Here is a 21,600-nt window from a genome sequence, read left to right as displayed (position 1 = left end):
AAAATACGCGGGCTTTTTGCGCTTTAAAGCCGCTCATTCATCTCATTCTATTTTTTACGTCTTTATTACATGTTTTAATAGCCGCAATTTCAAACAAGGCTAATTACCATGAAAAACCTCATCACCGCGCTACTGCTTACTAGTAGCATGGCAGCCACTGCCAGCAGCAACGAATTTACACCAAAGCAATTACAACAAGTAGATGAAGTGCGTACCACTGCACTTAATAGCCACCTAAGCTATGAGCTATTAGAGTCACTAACAACAGAAGTTGGCCCGCGCTTACCAGGCACCGAAAACGACAAAAAAGCCGTTGCATGGGCGCAAGCTAAATTTAAAGAACTCGGTTTTGACAAGGTATGGCTTGAAGAGGCGACGTTCCCAGAGTGGCGCCGCTACAGCGAAAGTGGAAAAATATTAACGCCAAGCGAGCAACCCCTTCATTTAACCGCGCTAGGTAATAGCATAAGCACACCGAAAGAAGGTATTAGCGCACCCATTAAATTATTCGAAACACTTGATGAGCTAAAAGCAGCACCGGCTAATAGTTTAAAAGGCAAAATTGCTTACATCAACTACAGAATGAATCGCGATATAGACGGCAATGGTTATGGACCCGCTGTTAAAGCACGTGGCACTGGAGCAATTGAAGCTTCTAAAAAAGGGGCTGTGGCCTACATGATGCGCTCAGTAAGTACAGGTCATCACCGTTTTGCCCACACTGGCGGTAGTTATTACAAAGAAGGTGTTAAAAAAATACCTAATGTAACCATTGCCAACCCCGATGCCGATCAAATTGCCCGTTTAGTCGCTTTAGGTAAAGATGTATCAGTAAATATAAATGTACAAACCGAAAACCTTGGCGAAGGCACTAGTTACAATGTTATAGGCCAATTTAACGGGACTGAAACCCCTGAACAATACGTATTAATTGGCGGACATTTAGACTCATGGGATTTAGGCACGGGCGCACTTGATGATGGCGCCGGCGTTGCATTAACTATGGCGGCAGCTAAACATATTAGCGATGTAAAACGCCCTAAACGCAGTATTCGCGTTGTCCTTTTTGCCGCTGAAGAGCTTGGTTTATGGGGTGCTAAAGCTTACTTTGCGAAACATAAAAACGATTTACACAATATTGTTGCTGCCGCAGAGTCTGATTTTGGCGCTGATGTAGTTTACGGTTTTGAATCAAATGTAGATGCAGCGTCACTGCCTGTAGTGCGCGCTATCGCGAAAGAACTTGCCCCTTTAAATGTTGAGTACATTGGTAAAAACCAAGCTAACGGCGGACCTGATCTAATTCCATTTAAAAATGCAGTCTCAGCACCTATTTTTGAGCTAGCCCAAGATGGTACAGACTACTTTGATTATCACCACACTGCTGACGACACGCTTGATAAAGTAACGCCAGCAAAGCTTCGTCAAAATACAGCAACCTATGCGGTATTTGCACTTATGGCAGCAGACGCAAAAACAACAATTAAACCAAAAGTAACAACAAAAGAGTAGCAGACATACTTACTTACAGTTTGCTGCTTTAAAAAATATGCCCCTTGATTTACTTTAGTAGAAATTAAAACTCGGGGCATTATTGCATGCTGCTTTTCAACACCAGTCAGTCCTTTCCTCACTTTTCACAAACGCAGTGCTGCCCAAACTGCCAAAGCGATAGCTATCACTTAGTAAACCATAGCCGTTACTTACGTTTTACGATTATTCCTATCGTACCGTTAAAGCTAAACTACAAGCGCGAATGCTACCAATGTGGACATAACGAAGCCATTAATTTAAAAAAGCTCCCCTTAATTGAAAAACTAAGCCTGCCAAAATACGGGGTTGGCTTAATTTTATTATTGTGGGTAATGGTGTATTTTTTTCAACAATACACCGATAACCAAGCACTCAAATACAGCTACTTAAATAACCCACAGGCATTTGATACGTACTTAGTTCACGCTGATAAATTTACTCACGAACCATGGACGCTAACAAATTTAAAAGTGGCCCAAGTACTAAGCTTTGACGAGCAATTTATTACTTTTCAAGTAAGTAATTATAGCTATAAACGCAACCGAGGCATAACCACGGCGATGCGCACCAGCTTATTAGTGCAACGCGATTATTTTTCAACAAGCACAATTACCTTACCGCGTGATGAGGTAAAGCGCTTATATGACAGTGACGTGATTTACGATGTACTACGCCCACACGCTAATAGCTTGTATGGTGGGTTTGTGATGTTTCCGCCTAAACCTAAGCCTTTATACAAAGGTTTAAAACTAGATAAAAATAACCAGCAAGGCATTATGTACTTTAAAGATGGGCAATTTGAAGAAGCCTTAGAGAGCTTTAAACTTGCTGCAGAGTCAGGCTCTCAATGGGGTCAGCTTAACCTTGCGCAAATGTACCGAGACGGGCAAGGTGCAGGCAAAAACACACAACAAGCTATTTACTGGTATAAAAAAGCAATTGCTCAAGGTAATAGTAAAGCAGCTTACGAGCTTGAGCAGTTGTGTAAATTTATAACGTGCGAATAAGTTATGTAGGGCAGAAAACGCTGCTCTACTTGTTTGTCTTAAATAACCTTGTATAAGCTACATGAAAAAGCACAATAACCAGCCCGGCAACAACACCTAACAACCCATCAAAAATAAGCGGAGCTAATACCTCACCTATATTGCCTAGTATTGATTGCGCATAGCCAATCACATTAAGTTGTGTGTGGTGCAGTAACTCAATACCATGAGATAAAATACCCCCACCCACCAAAAACATAGCAACAGTACCTGCAAACGCTAAAAATTGCATAAGTCGCGGTGCTGCTGCAAGTAAGCCCTTACCTATAAACTCTTTAACCGTACTGCCAGAGACTTTAGATTGATTCACCAAATACAAGCCTGCATCATCAAGTTTTACAATGGCAGCCACAAGTCCGTAAACACCAATAGTCATAACAATGGCTATCACACAAAGCACTAAAGATTGATTAAGCAATGTTTGACCTGCAACAGTGCCGAGCGTAATAACAATAATTTCAGCCGATAGAATAAAGTCCGTTCGTATCGCGCCTTTTACTTTTTGCTTTTCATATTCAACTAAATCAGGCGTTTCGTCGCCATCGGCAATATCATCGTGATGAGGTAAAAATCGCGAAAATACTTTTTCAGCCCCTTCAAAACATAAAAACAAACCACCTAAAATTAAAAGTGGTGTAATTAGCCATGGCAGCCAAACGCTGATCATTAAAGCTGCAGGGACAAGTATGGCTTTATTTAAAAATGACCCTTTTGCTACCGCCCATACAACAGGTAGCTCTCTGTCAGCTGACACACCCGTTACTTGCTGTGCATTGAGTGCTAAGTCGTCTCCTAAAACACCCGCCGTTTTTTTTGTCGCAATTTTACTCATGGTTGCAATGTCATCGAGTAAAGCCGTTATATCATCTAATAATGTTAAAAGGTTAGTACCAGCCATTGTGCTTCCTAAGGTCCGTTGTTCTTTCAAGGTTAATTTGCAGTAGCCTGTTTGGTTCTTCCTAGGGGCTACTTACTCTTTGTTGCTCGGCTTTTACTTAGTCCACTAGGTTACAAACCTCGCGCCGCGATTAAATAACCCCTAGTGTGAACAAATTTCAAGCCGAAAAGATCAACAGACCCTATCTTATAAATAATTTAATTAACATAACGTAAAGCACGTCTTTCACCAACGGTTAATTTTGCTCTGTTATTGTGAAATAGAATAGCCGGTGAAAAATAAAGGTAGGGGAAATGAAAGCAACAATCGTTTTAGTAGTTTATTTACTGTGTTTAATAGGGTGCAATGACAAAACAACAACCACACACTATGTATGCAATGACAATAAAGCCGTGCTTAATGTCTTAGCAAACGAAAAAGCAGCACTCACTTTTAAAAATAAAATCTATCATCTTACGCATGAAAAAAGCGCCTCTGGTAATAAATACATTAGTAACAAAGTCCTTTTTTGGGGGAAAGGCACTGAAGCTATGCTTATAATTTCAGGGAATAAACACCTATGCAGCACAAAATAACAACCTACTAACAACATATTAAAAAACTTGCTACACTAACAAAAGTCTTAATTTTGTTGATGAAGTTATGCGTTCTATTGCCATTAAACATAAAATAATTTTAGCCTTTTCTGCCATTGGCTTACTAATGCTTATTAGTAGCTTATTTTTTTACTGGTCCTTAAATAAAATAAGCACCACAACTTCACGTATAGAAAACCTTGCCGTACCAGCCCAACAAGTAAGTAAAGACTTAAGGCTATCGCTTCTTTCTATTACTAAATTCAATGCTCTAGCTTATAGCCAAACAAAACCTGATTTATTACTGACCAATAAAAAAGAAGCTCTTAGCGAGCAACAAGAATTCAGTAATATGCTCAATGCACTTAAGCCGCAATTAACGGGTCAGCAAAACATGCAAACTTTGCTAGTTGACGCTTCAAAAAACTTTGAGCAACTAAGCAAAACAAGCGCAAACATGTTTAATACCAAAGAACAGCGTTTTAGTGCGCAGTCGGCAGCCGCTATATTAATTACAGAGTTTGGTGTTGAGCTAAGTAACCTCAGTAATGGCTTACTTGATATAGAACTCATAGAGGTCAGTGCAAAGCAGCAATCTTTACTCAGCTCTGTATTTGGTACTGCAACACGCATAGACGACTTACTATTTAATTTAAGCAACAATATTAAAAGTATTACGCAAACTACCAGTGTTAACGACTTAAATGACCATCAACAAGATACCCAATTTTTACTTGATAACATCCAGCCAAACTTTGTGTATTTAGAACAGCAAGCCACTCCCTTTGGTGACAATTTAAACGCGGCTCAATTCACCGAGCAATTTAATAACTTAAGATCACGATTGAATGGACCCGACGGTATTTACGCTCAGCAAAATAAAGCGCTTAAAAACACCCAAATGGCACAGCAAAGTTTTGAGCGCTTTCAACAAGAATTTATAGATACAGAAAGCCAATTATTACAGCTTAATAAGCTGGCTGACGAGCGTTTTCAAACACTACAAAACAGTGCCAAGTCGGCAATTAATATGGGCTCTAGCTCTGTTGTTATAATTGCGATTGTACTTATTGGATTACTTATTGTTATTTCAATATTTACAACCAATGCTATGCTAAAACCGCTAAAAAAAGTAAATAGCGATTTAGCACGTATTGCCTCGGGTGATTTTTCTAAACGCAGCCAACCGCGCAGCAAAGATGAGTTTGGCACTTTACTTAACAACATCAATAAGCTCAGTGACGATTTATCACACCTTATAAAAGCAATTAGTAATGATGCCCACGAGCTCGATAAATCGGCCATTCAAACAAGTGAAAAAGGTCAACAAATGACCATTGTTGCTCAGCAACAATTAGAACGAAGCGCACAAGCCACAGACCTTGCACATAGCATGTTAAATAATTCGCAAGCGGTTTATGAGCAGGCCGATAATGCATCTAACGAGATCACCAACGCCTCTCAGTTTGCAAACGACGTCAACCAAATAGCTAACGACAACAGTTTAAGTATTGAAGCATTGTTGAATCGACTCGATAAAGCGGTCAGTAGCACAGAAGAGCTGGCTGAGTTTACAGATTTAATAGGCGCAATTGTAAACACTATTAGCAGCATTGCAGAGCAAACTAATCTACTTGCATTAAATGCAGCAATAGAAGCGGCAAGAGCCGGAGAAAATGGCCGAGGCTTCGCGGTGGTTGCTGACGAGGTTCGCTCATTAGCGGCACGCACACAAAGCTCCACAAGTGAAATTCATACTATGATTCAAACGCTGCAACAACACACAAAAACGACGCAAAAAGAAATTAACGATGGCCAACAACAAGCTAAACAGTGTGTTGAAAACAGTGCTGAACTAAATAAAGCGGTTGAGCGTATAAAAGGAACATTACTTTCAATTAATCACATGAGTGAGCAAATTGCTACGGCTTCTCATGAACAGTTAACAAACAGTGATGATATTCAAAAAATAATGGCTAAGGTGACCGAACAAGCCACTTTAAATGCCAATAACGCAACCACCCTAGCAAGCGAAAGTGAAGACGTAAATCAACTTGCACACTCTTTAACAAGTGCCGTAGAGCGCTTTAAGTTTTAAGTGCAGGTGTAATGACTTGCTTTGCATGAAATGGGTATAATAGTTCAACTCTTTTGCTTAATAGCGGCCCATAATGAAATATAAAGATCTGCGCGATTTTATCAATTTACTTGAAAAAAAAGGTGAGCTTAAACGCATCACCCAAGAAATTGACCCGTATCTTGAAATGACCGAAATTTCCGACCGCACACTGCGTGCAAAAGGTCCTGCCTTATTATTCGAAAACCCAAAAGGGCACAGCATGCCGGTGCTTACCAATTTATTTGGAACACCAAAGCGGGTTGCCATGGGGATGGGTCAAACAGACGTTAACGAACTGCGTGAAGTAGGTAAGTTACTCGCGTTTTTAAAAGAGCCTGAGCCTCCTAAAGGTATTAAAGAGGCACTTGGATCTATTCCTGTGTTTAAAAAAGTGCTGAATATGCCAGCTAAAGAAGTTAAAAAAGCACCTTGCCAGCAAGTAGTTTTAGAAGGCGATGACGTTGATTTAACAAAGCTACCTATTCAACACTGCTGGCCGGGCGATGCAGCCCCTTTAATTACGTGGGGTTTAACCGTAACAAAAGGGCCATACAAAAAACGTCAAAATCTGGGTATTTATCGCCAACAGCTATTAGGTAAAAATAAAATAATTATGCGCTGGTTGTCGCATCGTGGCGGCGCGCTCGACTTTCAAGAGTGGTGTAAAGAAAACCCTGGCCAGCCTTATCCTGTGTCGGTGGCGTTAGGCGCCGATCCGGCGACCATTTTAGGTGCGGTAACTCCTGTTCCAGATACGCTTAGCGAATATGCATTTGCTGGGTTATTACGAGGAAGCCGAACTGAAGTAGTAAAGTCGATTTCAAATGACTTGCAAGTACCTGCCAGTGCCGAAATAGTACTAGAAGGTCATATTATGCCAGGCGAAATGGCGCCTGAAGGCCCCTATGGCGACCACACTGGTTACTACAACGAAGTAGATGACTTCCCTGTTATGACCGTAACTCATATTACACACCGTAAAGATCCTATTTATCACAGCACATTTACTGGCCGTCCGCCTGATGAGCCGGCTATTCTGGGTGTTGCACTAAACGAAGTGTTTGTTCCAATATTACAAAAACAGTTTCCCGAAATTGTCGATTTTTATTTACCGCCTGAAGGGTGTTCGTACCGCATGGCAGTAGTCACAATGAAAAAACAATACCCTGGTCACGCCAAGCGCGTAATGATGGGAGTATGGTCGTTTTTACGACAATTTATGTATACCAAGTTTGTAATTGTGTGCGACGACGATATAAATGCACGCGACTGGGAAGATGTTATTTGGGCCATAACAACTCGTATGGACCCAGCGCGTGATACTACGTTAATTGAAAACACCCCAATAGATTATCTAGATTTTGCTTCTCCGGTATCGGGACTTGGTTCTAAAATGGGGATGGACGCAACCAACAAATGGGCAGGCGAAACCGACCGCGAATGGGGTGAACCAATAGTGATGGACAAAGCCACCAAAGAACGTGTTGATGATATTTGGGATAGCCTTAAAATTCTCTAACAACTCAACAAACCAAGCGGTGGCCAATAATTTATTTGCCACCGTTCGGACAAGCTATAAACAGGCTATAAAATAACCCTGTAGATATGCTAGAATCGACTCATTCAATTGCGTATCTGCTGTCAAAAGCGCTGCTAAAAGGTAAAAAATGCAAACATTAAAAGCTGAAGTTGTAGCTATCAGCCCACTTACAGAATTTGTTAACAAAGTAATTTTAAAGCCACAACAACCTGTGACCTTTGAAGCGGGCCAATACATGCAACTTGTGTTAAGTGAAAAAGACAAACGCGCTTTTTCTATTGCTAGCCGCCCATCTCAATGTGACGAAATAGAACTACACATTGGTGCTTCGGGTGCAGACTCATACGCAATGCAATCGCTTGAACACTTACGCAATGCACATGCAAACAAGACAATGGTTGATATAGAAGCCGGGTTAGGTGTGTCTCAACTTCGATTACAATGTAATCGACCTATTATTTTACTTGCCGGTGGCACTGGCTTTTCGTATGTAAAATCAATGGCTGATCACTTGGCTGAAATAAACTGTGACCGCCCTGTATTATTTTATTGGGGTGTTAAAGAAGAGTCTGCTTTGTACGCACATGAAGAAATGAAATTATGGGCAGAGAGCCATGAACATTTTGAATTTATTCCTGTTGTCGAAAACCCATCAGCTAATTGGCAAGGTCACACTGGTTTTGTGCACAAAGCAGTAATGCAAGATATTGTATCACTTGAACCTTACGACATTTACATGGCGGGTCGTTTTGACATGATAGGGATTGTACGTGACGACTTTATAGCTCATGGCGCTATTCGTGAAAACATGTACGCCGATGCATTTGCATTTATTAAGTAAACTCATCACATAGTTTAATAATAAGCACCTACGGGTGCTTTTTTTATGACTTTAAATTTTTAATAGTTTAAACCTATCACATTCATCAATATAAACAATTTCCTAAAATCCAATCTATAAACCATACTTTGTACAGAACATCAGCGGGAGAGACCCAAATGCTAAATACAAAAGTAAAAGATTTTATGCAACGTAAGTTGCCAAACATAACACCAGAGACCGAAATGACGACAGCCATAGCCGAGTTACAAAAATTTAAATTACTTGGTGCGCCTGTATTCGACAACGAAAAGTGCCTTGTCGGATTTATTTCAGAGCAAGAGTTATTAAAGCCTTTAATGCAGAGCAGTTATTTTTGCGAAGGGGTTGTAAAAGTGTCGCAGCTTATGCAAACCAATGTAGTCACAGTAAGTAGCGATTTAAATATTATTGAACTAGCTGAACAAATGCAGCCAGGTAAGCCAAAAAACTACCCTGTGGTAGAAGGCGTAAAAGTGGTAGGAATGATAAATCGTGCCGATGTGCTCAAAGCGCTCTACGATAACTACCTTAGCTGTCAAGAGCACTAATTTAAACCTGAGCGTTAGACAGTAAATCTCTTAACTAGCGCTCAAGTTAAGTCTATAAATATGCGGCTTTAAAGCGGTATATTTATTTGCATTGCTTAACGTGCACTCACTTGTGCTAGTAGTGCTTTTTTATCGCCGTCGCTTAAAAATGCAATTTCCAACGCATTAGCTTGGGCTTTTTCTATATCAGTCTGAGATAAACCAGCCTTGGGTGCTGCAATAGTATATTCATGCTCTATTTCTATACCTTCAACAGCCGGATCATCTGTATTAAGGCAAGCAAGAATGCCATGATCTAAAAACTGTTTAAGCGGGTGCGTAGCTAGGTCGGTGACTGTGCTAGTTTGAATATTACTGGTTAAACATGACTCAATACCAATACGGTTGTCACGTAAGTAATCCATTAACGATGGGTCTTCAATTGCTTTTACACCATGGCCAATTCTACTTGCACCTAGCTCGTTAATCGCTTGCCAAATACTGGGTGCACCAAGTGCTTCACCGGCATGAATTGTTGACGCTAAATACGCATCACGCACTTGCTTAAAGTGCTCAATAAATAACTCTCCCGGAAAGCCAATTTCATCGCCCGCTAAATCAACAGCCACCAAGTCATTTTTAAACGCAAGTAATGCATCAAGCTCATGTTGGCACGTTTTAACACCATAAGTACGCGACAAAATACCAATTAAATTAGCTTTAATATTGGCATTCTTTGTTGCTGATTTAATACCATCAACCACAGCTTCGACAACACCTTGTGGATGTAAGCCTTGGCTTTGAGCCATGTAGTAAGGACTGAAACGAAGCTCAACGTAATCAAGACCTTGCGCTTGTGCATCTTCAATATTTTCAATAGCTATACGGCGGCATGCATCGTAATCGCCAAGTACCGTAACACCCCAGTCTAGCTTTTGTAAGAAAGCGACAAGGTTTGGCTCTGGATCTATCACTTGAACATGAGGGATTAATTGTTCAACGTTATCTGCGGGTAAATCAATATTAAACTGACGACCAAGTTCTAGTATGGTTTGCGCGCGAACATTACCATCTAAATGACGGTGAATATCTAGCAAAGGTAGTTTTCTATTGATCATAGTAGCACCCAGTTTAATTAAATTTTTGCGCATAATACGCAGATAGAGTTATTTTTCAAGTCTATACGCTTTGTAATATTATTAAGCGGTCATATGTCTGCTTTTTGTGCAAATATTCACGCACTTAACAATAATATGTATAAAATAGTCTCGCCTTACTTTTTATTATTTCGCTAAATTTAAAAAATACCTATAAAAAAGCACAGGTAAAGCATTTATACAACGCCTATAACCTGTGCCTAAAATTTATAACTAATCAGCTAGTAAACTTATTTGTTATATAAAACGAGCGCCTTTTCAGCCTGTGCCGTGTTTTTGTAACTCAAAGCTGCTTGGTCTGCAAATTGGTGTTTATTATCACCATTAAGTGCTTTATCAAACACACGTGCCGCTAAATCATAATCACTTTGTGCATTAGCAAGGCACGCAAGCGACAACAGCAGTGCTGTATTAGTGTCGTCTTTTTTAAGGCGATCTTGAATACTGGCTTGTAATTTGTGCGCTTCGCCATGGTTTGCATTATTTAAAATAGCAGCAAGCTCATCATGTTGGCTGGCTTGCTTAACCATTTTAGCTAAATCGCCCTCAATAACAGCAAGCTGACCTGTTGCAGCCATTTGAGTTAAATACGCAGTATGCGCATAAGTTTGAAGTTTTCGTGGTAATTGTTTGTATTTATTTGTTAGTTCATCAGCTGATTGAGCCGAAAAATAGGCAGTAAATACACGCGTCCACTGATCACTAGAAAACACTTTTTTACGCAGTAGCTTGGGTAAAAACTCTTCTAGCACGCTAAAGTGCTGCTGTTGTACCAATACCTCAGTGTACAGTTTAAGCTCAAGTGCAGTGGCTTTTTTAGCTTCTGCATTAACGCGCAACTGCGATTCAATTGCACTGCTATCGCCACTTGCCAACCATAGTTTTGCTACCTTCAATTGCTGCTCAGGGCTTATTTCAAATAATCGTTCTAGTGCTTTATCTGCCTCGTTGTTAGCAAGTGCCGCTTTAGCCAATAGTGCTAAACGAATATCATCAAATTTATCTGGCACACTGTTACCAGAAAGTGAGCGCTCTACTTGTTCGTAATCGTCGTTTATAGCACTGAAAAGGGCTTGTTCAATTGCGGCAAATTTACGCTCTTCACTGCGGGCAAAAAAACCATGTTTGGTATTTCTATAAATTGATAATAAATAGCGTATTAGTTTATACGTAAAGTATAAAGTTGCCGCAGTCATTGCAGCCATAATACAAAACGAAACAATGGTGCCTTCAATTGTTGTGTTATTAAACGAGATAAGCACGTAGCCTTTTTCGTCCAGTACAAAAGGGGTAACCGCAAGTACAACAACAATAGCTACAATTAAGATTATTAGGCCTATCATTGCACCCACTCCTTAACCGTTTGTGTACTTTGCAAAGTGACCTCTTGGCTAAAGTTGAGCTGCTCTTTTTCTAATTTAGATAGCGTATTTAGTACTGATTTTGTGGCGTCATCGTCTTGCTTAAAGTACTCGCTAATTAAGCGCTTAGCTTCGCTTAACGCACTAAAGTATATACTCGCTTGCTTACTTAATAATGCGTCCTGCGCCTGTGCTATATTTAATTTAATTCGTTGATTAATTAAATTGCGCTCTTGGTCGGTTAGTAAAGGTTCAATAGCAATCCCTTCATGGCGCCTAATAGTAATAAAGCTATCAACAATTTTATTCCAACTATTACTGATATTTTGCTGCCAGTCGTTAATATCTTCGCTGAGTGCATGTTCATCAATTACCAATGTTTCCTCTGGTAAATTGACCGCATTAAACACCAATTCGTCAATTCGGTTAATAACACTATTTAGCTGTAAATAAATGGCCTCGGTAGCAACCGGTTTTAAACTATCAAGCGTTTGTATGTCTTGCATAATGGCTTGGCGAACTTCAATTGTGCCAGGGTACTCACTTAACAGTCCGTCTAAACGCTTTAGTACAGCGCTTGCGCCTTGGTAATCTTTTTCGGCCCACAGTTTAAACTCAGCCATTCGTTGTAAGCTGGTGACCTCTTGTGGGTTTAACGATGAACCTTGCTGCTGCGCTTTTTGCAGCGCAGCTTTTAATGCTTGCTGATTTTCAAGGGTGCTTTGCGTTAATGCCTCAGATACTTTTTCTTCGCTATTAAATAACGCTTGTTGTAAGCTCATTTGAGAAGATTTAAGTGCGGCAAGCTCTTGCTGGAGCAGCTTGTTTTGCTCGCTAAGCTCGTTAACAATTGTGTTTTGCGCTTTACCTGCATTTAGCTTTTGATAAAACTCGTAGCCAACTCCAGAGGCCACAACCAACGATATTAACAATGCAAGTGAAGCCACTTTACTTACTTTTTGTTTGTCATTTGCGGGTTTGTTTTTTACGCTTGCTGGCTCATTTTTAACTGATGTTGAACTCGAAGCTGTTGATGTTGTGTTTTCTGTTGTTATTGACTTAGGTTGTTCACTCATGCTGCTACCTTGCTGATTAATACAGGTAAACATAGCGTTATCGCTAGCCCCTGCTGCAATATGGATATTTGCCAAACTAACATGTTGTTGCTGTAAATATGCGGCTATGCGCTCGCTGGCAACATAAAAGTGGCACTGTTGTAACCATTGTAATTGTTGTGCAGCAAGGGGGGTAAACATGGCATCAACTGCTGCATTACTTGTTATGACTATACCGTGTACATTGCTGCTTTTCCAGTGGTCAGTCCAGTCACTGGTTAAATCGGGCACTGGCTCACGTTCATAAACAACACAATTATTTAAAAACGCGCCACGCTCTTTAAGTTCCTTGGCGATGTCTGGGCGACCACCGTGCCCTTTAACCAATACAATATTGCTACCATCAACTTGAGCCAACGACTTAAGAGCCAATACTCCTTCTGAATCGAACTGCTTAGGCGTGGCTGCACGCACACCAAATAATTCATATATTGTATCGGCAGTTTGCTGCCCTACAGCATAAAACTGCGCTTTAATGTTTATATCGGGCTTTAATTGTGCCAGTGCTTTAACAGCGTCCTGAGAGATAAAAATAATTTTATCTGCATTAATAAGTGGGCTTAGTTGAGTACTAGAGGGCGTTAAATAGTTAATATTTAAAACAGGAAACAATGACGCCTGATAACCCGCTTGCTCAAGTTGCTCTGCAAGGGCTGCGCCTTTTCCTTCGGGCCGAGTTATCAGAATATGTGTCATTTATGCGTCTCTGTATACGTCAGCTAAAATTTTATCTGCGCCTTGAGCAAGTAATTTTTCAGCCAGCTCTATTCCGAGTTTTTCGGCTTCGTTAATATGACCCGCAACTTCGTCACGTAAAATTTCGCTGCCATCGACTGCGCCTACAAGCCCTCGTAAATGGACCTGTTCGCCATCAACTAACGCATAGGCACCTATTGGCACCTGACAACCACCTTCTAAACGGCGGTTCATTGCACGCTCTGCATTAACACGAATACGTGTATGTGTGTGCTCAAGCGGTGCAAGTAACGCTTTTGTCACATCATCTTCAATCCGACACTCAATACCTACAGCACCTTGGCCGTTTGCAGGCAACGATACTTCTGGTTCAATGTAGTCAGCAATACGCTCGCCCATTTCTAAACGAATAAGCCCTGCCGCTGCTAAAATAATCGCATCGTATTGCCCAGCATCTAATTTAGCCAAACGCGTATTTACGTTTCCGCGTAGATCACGGATTTCTAAGTCAGGTCTCAGTGCTCTAATTTGGCATTGGCGGCGCAAGCTTGATGTACCTACTACCGCTCCTTCTGGTAACTCATTCAAGTTAGCAAAGTGATTTGATACAAACGCATCGCGCGGATCTTCACGCTCACAAATAGTATGAAGCGCTAACCCTTCAGGAAACTCCACCGGCACATCTTTCATTGAATGCACGGCAATATCAGCTCGGCCATCTAGCATAGCTTGCTCAAGCTCTTTAACAAATAAGCCTTTACCACCAATTTTAGCAAGTGGTGTATCTAAAATAATATCCCCTTGGGTCGACATAGGGACTAACTCAACACGCACGTCATCATGAAAATGCTCTAGCTGCGCTTTTACAAATTCGGCTTGCCATAGCGCCAGAGCGCTTTTACGGGTTGCTATACGTACTAATTTTGTTTTTTCTGTCATAGGGGTATCCAATTAATTACTGCGGTTAGCATTAGTTAGCTAACACTCTAAATTCTTTTTGAGCTATTAAATTACCTTGCTCATCAACAACAGCTACACGCCAATGGCCTGTTTGCGTGTTCATAATATTTTTTGTTGAATAAGTTCTGTAGCGTGGCGAAGTAACATTAAGTGAAATTTCGGCCATTGTTTCACTTTCAAAAGACCAAACATGTTTTACGCGCTGGCCTTGCAGTCCTTTAAGCTCACTAAAAAATGATAACGAACCTTCAAACTGACTTAAACGCACGTCGGCTGCAAACACATTAGTAGGTTCGCGCTTTGCTACACTGCGTGTAAGCACTGCGCGGCTTATTTTACTGGTATCAATCTGAGCACCGAGTGCTACGCTAGCAATATGGGCATCATCAGCAAATTGCTCTGTAACAGGTTGTGCATCAATATTACTCTCTGGCTCTAATGCGATTGCGCCAAGCTCAGAAGTTTGCTCTGACGCAGGTACAGATACAGTTTCACTTGTTGTATCAGCGCTCATTGCATTAGTGACCAACGCATCGTTTTTACTGTTATCAACTGTATTCGTTTTTTCAGTTATTGAGTCAACTGTTGATTGGGTTATTGTCGGCTCATCTGAGATTGGCGCAACGGTTACTGACTCAGCGTTTTCAAGTAAGGCATTGGTAATGTCCGCCTCTTGAGTTGTTGGTAGTTGCTCTGCAGGCAATGTTTCAGCATGCTCAGTCTCTATATGCGATTGGTTGCTGGGTGCATTATGTGTTTCGCTTTCAGTTACTTCATCACCTTGTATGCTATCAGTGATTAAAAGCTCTGTTTGTTCATTGGGATGTGCGCCCTGATCTGCATTTACTGAGCTGGTTAAACCATATATCACAGCCGCAGATGTCATTACTATCAACATAGCCAAACTCACAATTCGACGCCAATGCCATTCATAGCTTACCGTAGGTAGGCTGTTTTGTGGTTCGCGTTTTACATTTGCTTTAATAACTATTTTTTGACTCATATTGACCTCAGCGGCTCCAAAATTAGCTTAAACGGGCAATTAACCATTGGCGAATAGCGTGTAACTCTTCTGCACACACTTGGTGTGCCATTGGGTATTCTTGCCAGCTTACATCCATGTTATGTGCTGTTAATACATCAAATGCACTTTTACCTGCACTCATTGGTACCACGTTATCGTGACTACCATGTGCCATAAATACATTTAAATCGGTATGCTTTGCTTCATCTGTAAATTTATGCGGCGCGCACATATAAGTAGACAGTGCCATAACACCCGCCAACTTTTGTTCAAAGCGCGGAGCTAAGTGAAGCGACACAACACCACCTTGTGAAAAACCAGCCAAAATAATTTTGTTAGCAGGTATTCCGTTGGCTATTTCTGTATTTATTAACGCCTCTACTTTTTCGGCAGACTCCCTCACCCCTTCTTCATCGGCACGTTTATCAAGCTCTATTGACTTAATGTCGTACCAAGAACGCATTTCCATACCACCATTTATGGTGACCGGTTGCACAGGCGCATGTGGGAAAACAAAACGCACGCCCAGCTCGGCTGGTAAATTTAATTGCGGCGCTACAGGGGCAAACCCATCACCCGAATCACCTAAGCCATGTAACCAAATAACTGTCGCTTTATGCGCGCTCTGCGCGGGGTATTGAACAAACTCTAAACTCATAATGATGATTGCCACTTAATTTCTTGGCCAGCTTGGCGAGTTGACGCTTCGTTAATGAATTCCCAAAACTCTGCACCAGAGCGGTTATCAATCCATTGACCGTCACGCATTTCAAAATGGTGACCATTGAATTTAGTTGCTACCCACACTTGATGAAGAGGCGCTTGCTTATTGATGACAATTTTACTCTTATCAGGAAAAATAATTTCTAAAATACCTTGCGCTGATTCGTAATCTAAATCGGCTTCACAATCATCAATTTGCTCTTCAATTGTGAACATAAGAGCTTCGGCTAATTGGTGATATTCGTGTTCAGTCATTGTTGATTCCTTTGCAGGCGGGCCGCCTAATATTGGGTACGTAATTGCGTTAAAAATATGCAGCTAGTGTAACAGGAATAAAATCATCCGCGAATAGCTGCATTTTTTAGATATTCTGTTACTCTGCGATTATAAAGCCAGCAACAATATTAATCTAATGAAAGCGACACATACCTTACAATTAAAAAAACTATTAATTTGCACGGCCCTATTTGGCGCATTAGCTGGCTGCGGACAAAGCGGCCCATTATATTTGCCTGAACAACAGGCCGAGCAAAACCAACCAGAAAACACTATGGTGCCTGCCGCAAAGGCCAAGCAACCTACAACACCAGTAAAACAGGAGCAATAAATGGATTTTTTTAACTATAAAAACAATCAATTGTTTGCTGAAGATGTGGGTATTGCCGCTATTGCTCAGCAATATGGCACGCCTTGCTATGTGTATTCTCGTGCAACGTTTGAGCGCCACTATCTTGCGTTTGCCAATGCGACTAAAAACCATAAAAGCTTGGTATGTTATGCCGTAAAAGCAAACTCTAATATTGCTGTATTAAATATTCTAGCCCGCCTTGGTTCGGGTTTTGACATTGTATCTAAAGGTGAGCTGGCGCGTGTAATTAAAGCAGGAGGAGACGCCGGTAAAGTAGTATTTTCAGGCGTTGCTAAAACCGCTGACGAAATAGCGTATGCATTAAAGTTAGGGATTAAATGTTTTAACGTTGAGTCGGCCTCTGAATTAGAGCGTATTTCAGAGGTTGCGTGTGAGCTTAACTTAGTAGCACCAATTTCTATTCGCGTTAACCCCGATATAGATGCAAAAACGCACCCTTATATTTCTACTGGCCTTAAAGAAAACAAATTTGGCATTGATATTCAAACCGCTGTCAGTGTTTATCAACAAGCCGCTGCTTTACCTGGCTTAAACATAATAGGCGTAGATTGCCATATTGGTTCGCAGTTAACCGAAGTAAAGCCGTTTTTAGAAGCGCTCGACAAACTCCTTGCGCTAATAGATGAACTAAAAAATGTCGGGATAGAATTAAGCCATTTAGACATAGGTGGTGGGTTAGGTGTTCCTTACGACAACGAACAACCACCTCATCCTAGTGAATACGCAGAGCAAGTAACGGCTCGCCTAGAAAACTACCGCCATTTAGAACTTATTTTTGAACCAGGTCGTGCCATTGCTGCAAACGCAGGGGTATTAATTACGCAAGTTGAGTTTATTAAACAAAACCAAAGTAAATTTTTTGCCATTGTTGATGCTGGCATGAACGATATGCTTCGCCCTTCTCTTTATCAAGCGTGGCAAAAAATTATACCTGTGTCGGTTCGTGATGACGATACGCCAACTCACAACTTTGATATTGTTGGCCCCGTGTGCGAAACCGGTGACTTTTTAGGAAAAGACCGAGAACTGGCGCTGAAACAAGGCGATTTACTCGCGCAGCGAAGTGCTGGGGCATATGGCTTTACTATGAGTTCAAACTATAACTCTCGCCCACGCGTAGCTGAAATAATGGTAGACGGTGAACAGCACCATCTTATTCGCGAACGTGAAACCATTGAGAGTCTTTATCAAGGTGAGAAAATTTTACCATAAACGTTTTTGCCAACTAGCTGCTCTGTGGCATGATTACCACAGAGCAAACACGAATTAGAGCGCTATGTTAGTTAATTTTTCCAAAATGCACGGCTTAGGCAACGACTTTGTTGTTATTGATAACATTACACAAAATGTATTTTTATCACGAGATCAAATAAAAAAACTGGCTGATCGCCACTTTGGCATTGGCTTTGACCAATTACTCATGGTTGAAGCACCATACTCTCCCGATCTTGATTTTCATTATCGTATTTTTAATGCCGATGGTACCGAAGTAGAACAGTGCGGTAATGGTGCACGTTGCTTTGCACGTTTTGTGCGTATGAAAGGCCTGACTAACAAACATAAAATTAGTGTATCAACCAAATCGGGTAACTTAACACTCTACATAGAAAAAGACGGCCAAGTTACGGTTAACATGGGGCACCCTAATTTCGAGCCAAGCAAAATACCGCTTAAAGCCAGCAAACGTGAACTCACCTACATTATAAGGGCTGAAGAACACACCGTATTTAGTGGCGCAGTATCTATGGGGAATCCACACTGCGTGCTTGAAGTTGACGATATTACGACAGCGCAGGTTGATATATTGGGTCCACTGCTTGAAAACCACGAACGCTTTCCACAGCGCGCTAACATTGGGTTTATGCAAGTTATATCGCAAGAGCATATAAAGCTAAGAGTATGGGAGCGCGGCGTAAACGAAACGCTCGCATGCGGCACTGGCGCGTGTGCAGCGATGGTCATTGGCCATATGCAAAGCAAGCTTTCAAGCGCGGTACAAGTCGACCTACCTGGTGGGACACTTCAAATACGTTGGAGTGGAGAAGGTCATCCAGTACGAATGACAGGCCCTGCTGAACACGTATTCGATGGACAAGTAGCGTTATGAGCGAGCTAAATGAAGAGCAAATTATTAGCTACTTACTCGCAAATCCTGACTTTTTAGTTAAACACCCAAACGTGCTTGCTCAGCTAGACCTTCAGCAGCAAGCGCAAGGGGCAACGTCATTAGTTCATATTCAACAGCGCCAATTGCGTGAACACAATACACACTTAAAAAATCAAATCGATACAATGAGCCAGCACGCAGTTCAAAATGAGCTCGTATACCGTCTCCTCAGCCAATGCCATCGCCAGCTTTGGAGCCATGACGATTTTGATACCATCGCTAAAAATTTACACGCCATTGTGTGTTCAAATAACGACATAAGTGACTTTAAATTAATAAAATACAGCCCTGACTACGACGAGCTTATTGAACACCGCCTCACAAACTCTGGACATTACTTAGGCCGTATTACAGCACAAGAACGGGCTCTATTATTTAGTGATGACACGCAATCTGCGGCTATATATTTAATCGGTGATGAAAAGCAACCTATTGCCATACTCGCGTTTGGCAGCAACAACGTGAACCATTTTGAACCCGCACAAGACAACCTGTTCGTTTTGGATTTTATTAGTGCCCTGCAGTTAAGGTTACAAAAACTCGCATGAGTGATGATGCGCCTAATATAAGCGAATTAAGTGACAACTGGCGCACACCCATTACGCTATTTAGCGACTACCTAAAATTTGAAAAACAATATTCAGCGCACACTGTAAATCAGTATGTTAGCCAACTTGGTTTTGCAGCCCTTTATTTTAATAAATTATGCGATGACTGGTTTGGCGTACAAGCAGAGCATATTCGCCGTTACAGTATGGCTTTACGCGCCAAACAACTAAGTGGCCGAACCATTAGCTTAAAATTGAGCTGTATCAGAAGTTTATATAAGTTTTTAAAAGCTAAAAATATTGCGCAGCAATCGCATTATCACAATCCTGCTACCGGCATTAAAGGCCCCAAATTTGCCAAACCTTTACCTAAAAACCTCGACGTTGATCAAATGGCTCGCTTGCTCGAAATTCCTGACGACGACCCTTTAGCAATAAGAGACAAAGCTATGATGGAACTTATGTATTCATCAGGTTTACGTATTAGCGAGTTAGTTGGCGCTAACATGCAAGATATTAATGCCAAAAGTGGCGAAATATTAGTTCGCGGTAAAGGTAACAAAGAACGCCTTATTCCCGTGGGAACAAAGGCATTAGACGCATTAAAAAAATGGTTAACCGTGCGCCCTCAGTTTGCAAAGCCAGACGAGCCAGGTGTATTTTTAAGTAGCCAAAAAAATCGTATTTCAATTCGCCAAGTGCGTTTGCGTATGCAAGAGTGGGGAATAAAGCAAGGTATTAGCTCACAGGTGCATCCGCATAAATTACGCCATTCATTTGCATCACATATTTTAGAATCGTCGGGTGATTTACGTGCTGTACAAGAATTGCTTGGCCACAGTAGCTTGTCGGCCACACAAGTGTATACCCATTTAGATTTTCAGCATTTAGCCAAAGTGTACGACAACACCCATCCGCGCGCCAAAAAACAAACTGATTAGGAAATTATAATGATCCGATTTAATCGTGCAATACGCCCTTTTTCTATCATGAGCTTTGATTTAGACGACACGCTATATAACAACCACCCAATTATAAAAGCAGCCGTTAGCGCCCAACAAAATTACTTAAATGCATTACCACGCTACCAAGAACAAGGCCCACAATACTGGCAACAATGCCGGCAACTTGCCGCTCTGCAACAGCCAGAACTAAAAGACAATGTAACGCAGTGGCGCAAGCACACATTGCGTTTAGCACTATCAAAGTTAGGATTTACTGAACAAGAAGTAGCACTGCATGCCAGTAACGCCTATAACGCATTTGCCGATGCACGCAGTGACATTGTAGTCAGCGACGACGTATTAGCGCTACTTGATAACTTAGCGCAACATTTTACCTTAATCGCCATAACCAATGGCAATGTTGAAATAGAACGCTTTAATTTACACAATAAGTTTGAGCTAGTGCTACAAGCGGGCATGCACGGTAAAGCTAAACCTCATAGCACCTTATTTGACAAAGCAGCTGCGCACTTAAAAGTCACCAAAAGCGACATACTTCATATTGGTGATAGCCTAGATACCGACGTACAAGGCGCCAATAACACAGGTTGTCAATCAGTGTGGTTAAACGATCAAAACGCTAAGTATGACTACAAAGGCCTAGCCGACGTGGAAATCACCAATATTCACGCATTAACGCATTTTATTCGTTCATAAATTGCTACGAGTAAATTAGCCTTATAAATTAAATTTAGGGAACAATTATGACTTTAAACGAATACCTTAAATCACTTGCTGAGAACCCAAAAAACATTCAATTTACCGATACAATGGCGGTGATTGAAGCCAATTACGATTTTACTGCTTGTGCCTTTAATAACCATGGGTTACTGAGTTCAGCGAGTGAAAATAACGGTTCATGTAAAATTTTTGCGTTTGCAAAACTCAATGGGCTTAGCAAGCAAAACACTCTTGATTGCTTTGGTAAGTTTTACCGCGATGAGGTGCTACAAAACCCTAACGGCGACGACCACATGAACATTCGCACGTTTATGTTAGCGCCAGAGACGACACCATTTTTAGGTGTTACGTTTGAGGGCGAGCCTTTAACTGCTAAGTAACTGATATCCCGTTAAAAAATTGAGTTATACTATAA

The 21,600-nt window shown here is 41.2% G+C and carries 22 protein-coding genes; 14 read left to right on the top strand and 8 right to left on the bottom strand.

Translation table 11 applies throughout. The features are described 5' to 3' along the window. Positions 1–108: 108 nt before the first annotated feature. Together RF53_RS15530 and RF53_RS15525 are read left to right on the top strand one after the other, a co-directional pair. On the top strand, positions 109–1,512 hold the full coding sequence (locus RF53_RS15530; RefSeq protein ID WP_039038217.1) for a M20/M25/M40 family metallo-hydrolase: 1,404 nt from the start codon (positions 109–111) through the stop codon (positions 1,510–1,512). A gap of 86 nt (positions 1,513–1,598) precedes the next feature. Further along, entirely contained in the window at positions 1,599–2,540 is a 942-nt protein-coding gene (locus tag RF53_RS15525; RefSeq protein ID WP_039038216.1) for a tetratricopeptide repeat protein, read from the top strand. Between the two features lie 25 nt (positions 2,541–2,565). On the opposite strand, the gene RF53_RS15520 is transcribed toward RF53_RS15525, so the two are convergent. Beyond that, positions 2,566–3,477, bottom strand: a complete 912-nt coding sequence (locus RF53_RS15520; RefSeq protein ID WP_039038215.1) for a DUF808 domain-containing protein — start codon at positions 3,475–3,477, stop codon at positions 2,566–2,568. Positions 3,478–3,770: 293 nt separating this feature from the next. Between RF53_RS15520 and RF53_RS15515 the strand changes: the two genes are divergently transcribed. The 5 genes from RF53_RS15515 (at position 3,771) to RF53_RS15495 (ending at position 9,121) form a co-directional block, all read left to right on the top strand. Continuing rightward, the gene (locus tag RF53_RS15515) at positions 3,771–4,052 is read left to right on the top strand and encodes an MliC family protein (protein WP_039038214.1); all 282 of its coding nucleotides are present in this window, start codon (positions 3,771–3,773) and stop codon (positions 4,050–4,052) included. Positions 4,053–4,119: 67 nt separating this feature from the next. Beyond that, entirely contained in the window at positions 4,120–6,150 is a 2,031-nt protein-coding gene (locus RF53_RS15510) for a methyl-accepting chemotaxis protein (RefSeq protein ID WP_039038213.1), read from the top strand. Positions 6,151–6,223: 73 nt separating this feature from the next. Next, positions 6,224–7,690 carry a 4-hydroxy-3-polyprenylbenzoate decarboxylase gene (gene ubiD, locus RF53_RS15505; protein ID WP_006792455.1) on the top strand — a complete coding sequence of 489 codons (1,467 nt, stop codon included), beginning with the start codon at positions 6,224–6,226 and terminating at the stop codon, positions 7,688–7,690. Between the two features lie 148 nt (positions 7,691–7,838). After that, entirely contained in the window at positions 7,839–8,552 is a 714-nt protein-coding gene (gene fre, locus RF53_RS15500; RefSeq protein WP_006792456.1) for an NAD(P)H-flavin reductase, read from the top strand. 158 nt (positions 8,553–8,710) lie between these two features. Next, positions 8,711–9,121: a CBS domain-containing protein gene (locus RF53_RS15495; RefSeq protein ID WP_039038212.1), complete on the top strand. Its 411-nt coding sequence runs from the start codon at positions 8,711–8,713 to the stop codon at positions 9,119–9,121. A gap of 95 nt (positions 9,122–9,216) precedes the next feature. Here RF53_RS15495 and add read toward each other — a convergent pair whose 3' ends face one another. The 7 genes from add to cyaY all read right to left on the bottom strand — a co-directional run bounded on the left by add (position 9,217) and on the right by cyaY (position 16,391). Beyond that, positions 9,217–10,218, bottom strand: coding sequence for an adenosine deaminase (gene add, locus RF53_RS15490; RefSeq protein WP_039038224.1), 1,002 nt, complete (start codon positions 10,216–10,218; stop codon positions 9,217–9,219). A 269-nt stretch (positions 10,219–10,487) separates the two neighbouring features. Then, positions 10,488–11,600, bottom strand: a complete 1,113-nt coding sequence (locus RF53_RS15485) for a heme biosynthesis HemY N-terminal domain-containing protein (RefSeq protein WP_008129473.1) — start codon at positions 11,598–11,600, stop codon at positions 10,488–10,490. Further along, positions 11,597–13,429, bottom strand: coding sequence for a uroporphyrinogen-III synthase (locus RF53_RS15480; RefSeq protein ID WP_039038211.1), 1,833 nt, complete (start codon positions 13,427–13,429; stop codon positions 11,597–11,599). Before RF53_RS15480 ends, RF53_RS15485 begins: the two co-directional genes overlap by 4 nt. Beyond that, a complete protein-coding gene (gene hemC, locus RF53_RS15475; protein WP_039038210.1) occupies positions 13,430–14,368 on the bottom strand; it encodes a hydroxymethylbilane synthase in 939 nt (312 codons plus the stop codon). A 31-nt stretch (positions 14,369–14,399) separates the two neighbouring features. Then, positions 14,400–15,392: a DUF2914 domain-containing protein gene (locus RF53_RS15470; RefSeq protein WP_039038209.1), complete on the bottom strand. Its 993-nt coding sequence runs from the start codon at positions 15,390–15,392 to the stop codon at positions 14,400–14,402. A 22-nt stretch (positions 15,393–15,414) separates the two neighbouring features. Next, positions 15,415–16,071 carry an alpha/beta hydrolase gene (locus tag RF53_RS15465; RefSeq protein ID WP_006792463.1) on the bottom strand — a complete coding sequence of 219 codons (657 nt, stop codon included), beginning with the start codon at positions 16,069–16,071 and terminating at the stop codon, positions 15,415–15,417. After that, entirely contained in the window at positions 16,068–16,391 is a 324-nt protein-coding gene (cyaY, locus tag RF53_RS15460; RefSeq protein WP_006792464.1) for an iron donor protein CyaY, read from the bottom strand. The genes RF53_RS15465 and cyaY overlap by 4 nt, the downstream gene beginning before the upstream one ends. Before the next feature lie 157 nt (positions 16,392–16,548). Between cyaY and lptM the strand changes: the two genes are divergently transcribed. The 7 genes from lptM to RF53_RS15425 all read left to right on the top strand — a co-directional run bounded on the left by lptM (position 16,549) and on the right by RF53_RS15425 (position 21,565). Then, positions 16,549–16,743 carry an LPS translocon maturation chaperone LptM gene (gene lptM, locus RF53_RS15455; protein WP_039038208.1) on the top strand — a complete coding sequence of 65 codons (195 nt, stop codon included), beginning with the start codon at positions 16,549–16,551 and terminating at the stop codon, positions 16,741–16,743. Further along, positions 16,744–17,997: a diaminopimelate decarboxylase gene (gene lysA / locus RF53_RS15450; RefSeq protein WP_039038207.1), complete on the top strand. Its 1,254-nt coding sequence runs from the start codon at positions 16,744–16,746 to the stop codon at positions 17,995–17,997. A 64-nt stretch (positions 17,998–18,061) separates the two neighbouring features. After that, positions 18,062–18,892, top strand: a complete 831-nt coding sequence (gene dapF, locus RF53_RS15445; protein WP_039038206.1) for a diaminopimelate epimerase — start codon at positions 18,062–18,064, stop codon at positions 18,890–18,892. Next, positions 18,889–19,500 (top strand): DUF484 family protein, encoded by a 612-nt coding sequence (locus tag RF53_RS15440; protein ID WP_039038205.1) that lies wholly within the window; start codon positions 18,889–18,891, stop codon positions 19,498–19,500. Before dapF ends, RF53_RS15440 begins: the two co-directional genes overlap by 4 nt. Next, complete coding sequence (locus RF53_RS15435) at positions 19,497–20,441, top strand: tyrosine recombinase XerC (protein WP_008129459.1); 945 nt, start codon at positions 19,497–19,499, stop codon at positions 20,439–20,441. Before RF53_RS15440 ends, RF53_RS15435 begins: the two co-directional genes overlap by 4 nt. Before the next feature lie 9 nt (positions 20,442–20,450). Continuing rightward, positions 20,451–21,161: an HAD-IA family hydrolase gene (locus tag RF53_RS15430; RefSeq protein WP_039038204.1), complete on the top strand. Its 711-nt coding sequence runs from the start codon at positions 20,451–20,453 to the stop codon at positions 21,159–21,161. Between the two features lie 47 nt (positions 21,162–21,208). Further along, the gene (locus RF53_RS15425; protein ID WP_039038203.1) at positions 21,209–21,565 is read left to right on the top strand and encodes a HopJ type III effector protein; all 357 of its coding nucleotides are present in this window, start codon (positions 21,209–21,211) and stop codon (positions 21,563–21,565) included. Positions 21,566–21,600 lie beyond the last annotated feature (35 nt).

It is taken from the genome of Pseudoalteromonas sp. ECSMB14103 (assembly GCF_000813065.1).
GTDB lineage: Bacteria > Pseudomonadota > Gammaproteobacteria > Enterobacterales > Alteromonadaceae > Pseudoalteromonas > Pseudoalteromonas marina.
Note: the sequence above shows the minus strand (reverse complement) of the source record. Positions and strands in the feature narration are given on the sequence as shown.

What these genes read in the sequence shown, in the direction of transcription:
- RF53_RS15530 (WP_039038217.1), top strand. Translation starts at nt 109, where the DNA reads ATGAAAAACCTCATCACCGCGCTACTGCTTACTAGTAGCATGGCAGCC.
- RF53_RS15525 (WP_039038216.1), top strand. Translation starts at nt 1,599, where the DNA reads ATGCTGCTTTTCAACACCAGTCAGTCCTTTCCTCACTTTTCACAAACG.
- RF53_RS15520 (WP_039038215.1), bottom strand. Translation starts at nt 3,477, where the DNA reads ATGGCTGGTACTAACCTTTTAACATTATTAGATGATATAACGGCTTTA.
- RF53_RS15515 (WP_039038214.1), top strand. Translation starts at nt 3,771, where the DNA reads ATGAAAGCAACAATCGTTTTAGTAGTTTATTTACTGTGTTTAATAGGG.
- RF53_RS15510 (WP_039038213.1), top strand. Translation starts at nt 4,120, where the DNA reads ATGCGTTCTATTGCCATTAAACATAAAATAATTTTAGCCTTTTCTGCC.
- ubiD (WP_006792455.1), top strand. Translation starts at nt 6,224, where the DNA reads ATGAAATATAAAGATCTGCGCGATTTTATCAATTTACTTGAAAAAAAA.
- fre (WP_006792456.1), top strand. Translation starts at nt 7,839, where the DNA reads ATGCAAACATTAAAAGCTGAAGTTGTAGCTATCAGCCCACTTACAGAA.
- RF53_RS15495 (WP_039038212.1), top strand. Translation starts at nt 8,711, where the DNA reads ATGCTAAATACAAAAGTAAAAGATTTTATGCAACGTAAGTTGCCAAAC.
- add (WP_039038224.1), bottom strand. Translation starts at nt 10,218, where the DNA reads ATGATCAATAGAAAACTACCTTTGCTAGATATTCACCGTCATTTAGAT.
- RF53_RS15485 (WP_008129473.1), bottom strand. Translation starts at nt 11,600, where the DNA reads ATGATAGGCCTAATAATCTTAATTGTAGCTATTGTTGTTGTACTTGCG.
- RF53_RS15480 (WP_039038211.1), bottom strand. Translation starts at nt 13,429, where the DNA reads ATGACACATATTCTGATAACTCGGCCCGAAGGAAAAGGCGCAGCCCTT.
- hemC (WP_039038210.1), bottom strand. Translation starts at nt 14,368, where the DNA reads ATGACAGAAAAAACAAAATTAGTACGTATAGCAACCCGTAAAAGCGCT.
- RF53_RS15470 (WP_039038209.1), bottom strand. Translation starts at nt 15,392, where the DNA reads ATGAGTCAAAAAATAGTTATTAAAGCAAATGTAAAACGCGAACCACAA.
- RF53_RS15465 (WP_006792463.1), bottom strand. Translation starts at nt 16,071, where the DNA reads ATGAGTTTAGAGTTTGTTCAATACCCCGCGCAGAGCGCGCATAAAGCG.
- cyaY (WP_006792464.1), bottom strand. Translation starts at nt 16,391, where the DNA reads ATGACTGAACACGAATATCACCAATTAGCCGAAGCTCTTATGTTCACA.
- lptM (WP_039038208.1), top strand. Translation starts at nt 16,549, where the DNA reads ATGAAAGCGACACATACCTTACAATTAAAAAAACTATTAATTTGCACG.
- lysA (WP_039038207.1), top strand. Translation starts at nt 16,744, where the DNA reads ATGGATTTTTTTAACTATAAAAACAATCAATTGTTTGCTGAAGATGTG.
- dapF (WP_039038206.1), top strand. Translation starts at nt 18,062, where the DNA reads ATGTTAGTTAATTTTTCCAAAATGCACGGCTTAGGCAACGACTTTGTT.
- RF53_RS15440 (WP_039038205.1), top strand. Translation starts at nt 18,889, where the DNA reads ATGAGCGAGCTAAATGAAGAGCAAATTATTAGCTACTTACTCGCAAAT.
- RF53_RS15435 (WP_008129459.1), top strand. Translation starts at nt 19,497, where the DNA reads ATGAGTGATGATGCGCCTAATATAAGCGAATTAAGTGACAACTGGCGC.
- RF53_RS15430 (WP_039038204.1), top strand. Translation starts at nt 20,451, where the DNA reads ATGATCCGATTTAATCGTGCAATACGCCCTTTTTCTATCATGAGCTTT.
- RF53_RS15425 (WP_039038203.1), top strand. Translation starts at nt 21,209, where the DNA reads ATGACTTTAAACGAATACCTTAAATCACTTGCTGAGAACCCAAAAAAC.